Below are 5,324 nucleotides of genomic sequence, written 5' to 3' on the forward strand. Positions count from 1 at the left end.
CCATAAAATCAATAACTAGTAATCATCATTATAAAAATGCTTTCATAGAGACTTTTCAAAAGTAAATTGGTATTAAATGTCTGACTGATATGAATAGACTACTCAATTGTTGAATAGGGAGAAAAAAAAAGTCCCCAAGCTATGCTTGGGGACTTTTAAAATTGATAATTATGTAAAGCTATTGTGCTATTATAATTAGTCTATGATAGCATTTAATGTAGCACTAGGTCTCATGGCAGCTTCTTCTTTTTCTGAATTAGGTAAGTAATAACCGCCTATGTCCATAGGTTTTCCTTGTACAGCGATTAACTCACTTGTAATCTGCTCTTCGTTCTCCACAAGTTTATTTGCAAGAGGAGAGAATTGTGCAGCAAGTTCTTCATCTAGATCTTGGTCTGCTAGTTCTTGTGCCCAGTAAGTTGCAAGGTAATAATGAGAACCTCTATTATCTAGCTCGTTTACTTTACGAGATGGAGATTTTCTGTTAGTTAAGAACTTTTCAGTGGCTCTATCTAGCGCGTCAGCAATGATTTGCGCTTTTTCATTTTTATTAGAAATAGCAAGGTGTTCTAATGAAACCGCTAGTGCAAGAAACTCTCCTAGAGAATCCCAACGTAAGTGATTCTCTTGTTCAAACTGCTGTACGTGCTTAGGAGCACTACCACCAGCCCCAGTTTCAAAAAGTCCACCACCATTCATTAATGGGACTATAGAAAGCATTTTTGCGCTAGTACCTACTTCTAGAATAGGGAATAAATCTGTATTGTAATCTCTTAATACATTACCAGTTACAGAGATTGTGTTTTCACCATCTTTCATTCTTCTTAAAGTACGCTCTGTAGCTTTAATAGGAGATGCTATGGTGATGTCTAGTCCTTCTGTATCGTGATCTTTAAGATAAAGATTTACTTTCTTAATAATTTCAGCATCGTGAGCTCTATTTTTATCTAACCAGAAAATAGCAGGATCATTAGTCGCGCGAGCTCTAGAGACAGCTAGTTTTACCCAGTCTTGTATAGGTGCGTCCTTAGTCTGGCATGCTCTCCATATATCTCCAGCTTCTACATTGTGCTCCATATATACCGTACCGTCTGCGTCTACTACTTGTACCTTACCACCGTAACCTATTTCAAATGTCTTGTCATGAGAACCGTATTCTTCAGCTTTTTGAGCCATAAGACCTACATTAGGTACAGTCCCCATAGTTACAGGGTCAAAGGCACCGTTCTTTTTACAAAACTGGATAGTAGCCTCATAAATCCCAGCATAAGAGCTGTCTGGAATTACGGCTTTAGTGTCTTGTGACTTACCGTCACTATTCCACATTTGTCCTGAGTTTCTAATCATTGCCGGCATAGAAGCATCAATAATTACGTCACTAGGTACGTGTAGATTTGTAATACCATGATCGCTATTTACCATGGCAAGAGATGGTCTGTATTCTAATACTTTACGTATTTCGTCTTGTATCTCTTCTCTTTCTAATTCAGGTAAATCATGTAATTTACTTAATAAATCGCCAAATCCATTATTTACATCTACACCTAATTTATTGAATACAGTAGCATATTTTTCAAACAACGGTTTGAAGAACACTTTTACTGCATGACCAAAGATGATAGGATCAGAAACCTTCATCATAGTTGCTTTCATATGCAAAGAGAAAAGTACATCTTTCTCTAGAGAGTCATCTATTTGTTCTTCTAGAAATTCTATCAGAGCATCTTTACTCATAAAGGTACCGTCTAGAATCTCGCCTTCTAATAATTTAAGACCTTCTTTAAGTATGTGCGTTCTGTTTGCTTTATCTATCAGTTGTATATTTACAGTAGTAGCTTTGCTAGTTGTAAAACTTTTTTCATTGTGTGCAAAATCTCCTGCTGTCATGGTAGAAACATGAGATTTAGAATCACTGCTCCAGGCACCCATCGAGTGTGGATTATTTCTAGCGTATTGCTTTACTGGTTTAGGAGCGCGACGGTCAGAGTTTCCTTCACGTAGTACAGGATTTACGGCACTACCTTTTATTTTGTCATAACGAGACTTAACATCTTTCTCTTCGTCAGTTTGTGGGTCTTCAGGATAATTAGGGATATCATATCCTTTTTCCTGTAGTTCTTCTATAGCATCGTTAAGTTGAGGTACCGATGCAGATATGTTAGGTAATTTTATAACATTAGCATCAGGTTGCTTGACTAGATCACCTAATTCTGCTAGAGCGTTATCATGTTTTTGATCTTCCTTTAATCTTTCTGGGAAAACAGCAAGTATTCTACCAGCAAGTGAGATGTCTCTAGTCTCTATATCAATTCCTGCAGGAGCGATAAATTTTTTAATGATAGGTAAGAAAGAAGCAGTTGCTAGTGCTGGTGCTTCATCTGTTTTTGTATATATGATCTTAGGTTGATCTGCCATGTTGTATAGGGTTAAGGTTAAAAATTAATGTAGCATATTCAATCGTTTGCGATGTAAATGTGCGGTGGGCAAATATAAGTGTTTGACAAGGTTTTTAAAACAGATTTAGCTTATCATTAATAAAGTAAATAAAATTATCAAATAGATAAAATTAAAGCTATTATTTTATTGATTTTAAAATATAGGATATCAATTTCTCTATTTATTATCGATGTGTTATTATATGGCCCACTTCTTATAAGAATGTATGAATGAGTTAGATGATGTCACATAAACTATCACATCATTAGAAAGTTCTTAAAGTAGGCTTTGAAATTTCTAGTTTTAAAGTTAGTGGCACAAAAAAAAGCTGCCCAGTATGGACAGCTTTTTAAAATATGTTGTAGAAATATTACTTTCTGCGCGCTTCTTTGATACGTGCTTTCTTTCCAGTAAGTTCTCTGAAGTAGAAGATACGCTTTCTACGTACAGCTCCATACTTGTTCACTTCAATTTTCTGAATAGCTGGTAAGTTTAAAGGGAAGATACGCTCTACACCTATATTACCAGACATTTTTCTAATCGTAAAAGTTTTTGTAGCTCCAGTACCTCTTAATTGAAGCACAACTCCACGGAAAAACTGAGTACGACTTTTTTCACCTTCTTTAATCTCATAAAATACAGTGATAGTATCTCCAGCAGAGAATTTAGGTAAATCTTTTTTTTCTACGAATTCGTCTTGTACGAATTTTATTAACTTTTCCATTTAAAAGGAATTAATTAGATTGAGTAATAAATAACGTACACGATTATCGTCAGAGGTTAATTTTTACGAGCTGCAAAAATACAAACTTGTTATAAACTGACAAATAAAAACAAGAGTTTTTAAACATCAATTATCGTACGATAAGTTTTTTAACAAAATTAGAAGAAGAAGTATTTACTCTTAAGAAATAGATACCTGCAGTAAGCTTAGAAATATCAAAGGTCTGTACATCTCTGTTTACACCTCTTTTTGCATTATAAACTTGTTTACCTAAAGAGTTAATAATGGTAACAGTAATATCTTTACTCTGATTACTTAAAAATGTTATTTTTAAATACCCATCGTTGACTGGATTAGTTATTATGGTTAATTTTTCTTTTTCCTTATCTGTTTTCACAGTAATAGTAGAGTCATTGCTGTCTTTTTGCAAAGTAGCAGTGCTTTGTGAAAACGTAAAAACGCTTAATAAAATAAAGAGTAAAATTCTATTCATAATAATATTGTATCGTAAAGTTAAAACTTTTTAACCGATTTTTGATACTAATCTTCATTTAAAAGATCAGGTCTTCGTTCACGTGTTCTTTCAAAGGCTTTTTCTTCTCTCCATTCTTCTATCGCTTTTAAATGACCGCTCAATAAAATATCGGGCACTTTATGCCCTTTATAATCTGCAGGACGCGTGTAAACCGGTGGAGCAAGCAAGCCGTCTTGAAAACTATCGGTTAATGCACTAGTCTCATCACTAATCACGCCAGGAATTAATCTTATCAATGCATCGCATAAAACTGCTGCACCTAACTCACCGCCAGACAGTACATAATCACCTATAGAAATCTCTCTAGTAATATAAAGATCTCTCACACGTTGATCTATTCCTTTATAATGACCGCATATAATCATGATGTTCTCCTTAAGTGATAAATGGTTTGCCATTCCTTGATTAAGTGTCACACCATCTGGTGTCATATAAATAACCTCGTCATATTCACGACCTTCTTTAAGTTCATGTATTAATTTATCCAGTGGCTCAATCATCATTACCATACCAGCGCCACCACCATATTGATAGTCGTCTACTTGATTGTATTTATTAAGTCCGTATTTTCTTAAATCATGCATGTGCACTTCTACAAGACCTTTTTCTATACCACGTTTTAAAATGGATGCTTCAAAGGGACTTTTTATTAATTCTGGTAATACGGTTATAATGTCTATGCGCACGATACTTGATTTTAATGCAAAGTTAAATGAATTGTAAGTTGTTAAAAGAAAAATAAACAGTCAATAACAATAATTAACTATACAAGTAGTTTAATAACTACATAAATAGTTTGATAACTATAAAAATAGTTATAAGTTTGCTGCATCAATAATACTAGTTCAAAGTAAATTATATAGAAATGGAAAAATTAACACAAAAAGAAGAAGAGGTAATGCAAGCGCTTTGGCATCTGGAAAATGCCTTTGTAAAAGAAATAGTCTCACATTTAAATGGGACTAATCATTATAATACGGTTTCTACTATTGTGCGCAAGCTAGAAGAGAAGAAGTATGTGGGTTATGAGGCATTCGGTAAAACACATCGTTATTTTCCGGTGGTAAAAAAAGAAGATTACCGCAACAAGTTTGTAAATAATGCCATGACCAGTTACTTTAATAGTTCTTATAAAAACATGGTTTCCTTTTTTGCCAAAGAAGAGAAGATAAGCGCGTCAGAACTTAGAGAGATATTAGAAATGATAGAATCTAAAGAGAAATAAGATGGAAACAGCAATAGAATATCTTTTAAAAAGCGGTGGAGTACTTAGCATATTTGTACTTGTTTATCATTTCTTACTACGCAGGCTTACATTTTTTAACGCAAATAGATGGTTTTTGCTAGCAGGTATTGCAGCCAGTATATTATTCCCGCTAGTAGAAATTACCCAAACTGTTTATGTAGAGCAAGCAGAACAAATGGTTTATTTGCCCCAACAACTATCGACACCTATGGCATCTGTTTTACAGCAGCCTACTGTAGAAGATACTGTAGTGGCCTTTGACTATGCCATGCTATTCTTTTATCTATACGTCGCTATTTCTATATTTTTTATCAATCCTGTCCTAAATAAATTTAAGACATATCAAACCTAACCATTTTACTGGTTTGATTAGCTGTTTTATT

At 34.1% G+C, this 5,324-nt stretch carries 6 protein-coding genes; 2 read left to right on the plus strand and 4 right to left on the minus strand.

Translation table 11 applies throughout. The features are described from left to right. Positions 1–195: 195 nt before the first annotated feature. From Q0838_RS13980 to trmD, 4 genes are all read right to left on the minus strand, one after another. Positions 196–2,415 carry an NADP-dependent isocitrate dehydrogenase gene (locus Q0838_RS13980; protein ID WP_298956477.1) on the minus strand — a complete coding sequence of 740 codons (2,220 nt, stop codon included), beginning with the start codon at positions 2,413–2,415 and terminating at the stop codon, positions 196–198. A gap of 391 nt (positions 2,416–2,806) precedes the next feature. After that, complete coding sequence (rplS, locus tag Q0838_RS13985; RefSeq protein ID WP_298956481.1) at positions 2,807–3,160, minus strand: 50S ribosomal protein L19; 354 nt, start codon at positions 3,158–3,160, stop codon at positions 2,807–2,809. 130 nt (positions 3,161–3,290) lie between these two features. Further along, positions 3,291–3,653 (minus strand): T9SS type A sorting domain-containing protein, encoded by a 363-nt coding sequence (locus tag Q0838_RS13990; RefSeq protein ID WP_298956484.1) that lies wholly within the window; start codon positions 3,651–3,653, stop codon positions 3,291–3,293. Between the two features lie 47 nt (positions 3,654–3,700). Beyond that, the gene (trmD, locus tag Q0838_RS13995) at positions 3,701–4,381 is read right to left on the minus strand and encodes a tRNA (guanosine(37)-N1)-methyltransferase TrmD (protein ID WP_104516640.1); all 681 of its coding nucleotides are present in this window, start codon (positions 4,379–4,381) and stop codon (positions 3,701–3,703) included. A gap of 179 nt (positions 4,382–4,560) precedes the next feature. On the opposite strand from trmD, the gene Q0838_RS14000 reads away from it, so the two are divergent. Both Q0838_RS14000 and Q0838_RS14005 read left to right on the plus strand, forming a co-directional pair. Beyond that, complete coding sequence (locus Q0838_RS14000) at positions 4,561–4,920, plus strand: BlaI/MecI/CopY family transcriptional regulator (RefSeq protein ID WP_298956491.1); 360 nt, start codon at positions 4,561–4,563, stop codon at positions 4,918–4,920. Position 4,921: 1 nt separating this feature from the next. After that, entirely contained in the window at positions 4,922–5,293 is a 372-nt protein-coding gene (locus tag Q0838_RS14005; RefSeq protein ID WP_298956494.1) for a hypothetical protein, read from the plus strand. Positions 5,294–5,324 lie beyond the last annotated feature (31 nt).

Origin of the sequence: uncultured Nonlabens sp. (genome assembly GCF_947495285.1) — a bacterium.
GTDB lineage: Bacteria > Bacteroidota > Bacteroidia > Flavobacteriales > Flavobacteriaceae > Nonlabens.

Excerpts from the sequence above, each read along its gene's own strand:
- Q0838_RS13980 (WP_298956477.1), bottom strand. The coding sequence starts at position 2,415 with ATGGCAGATCAACCTAAGATCATATATACAAAAACAGATGAAGCACCA.
- rplS (WP_298956481.1), bottom strand. The coding sequence starts at position 3,160 with ATGGAAAAGTTAATAAAATTCGTACAAGACGAATTCGTAGAAAAAAAA.
- Q0838_RS13990 (WP_298956484.1), bottom strand. The coding sequence starts at position 3,653 with ATGAATAGAATTTTACTCTTTATTTTATTAAGCGTTTTTACGTTTTCA.
- Q0838_RS14000 (WP_298956491.1), top strand. The coding sequence starts at position 4,561 with ATGGAAAAATTAACACAAAAAGAAGAAGAGGTAATGCAAGCGCTTTGG.
- Q0838_RS14005 (WP_298956494.1), top strand. The coding sequence starts at position 4,922 with ATGGAAACAGCAATAGAATATCTTTTAAAAAGCGGTGGAGTACTTAGC.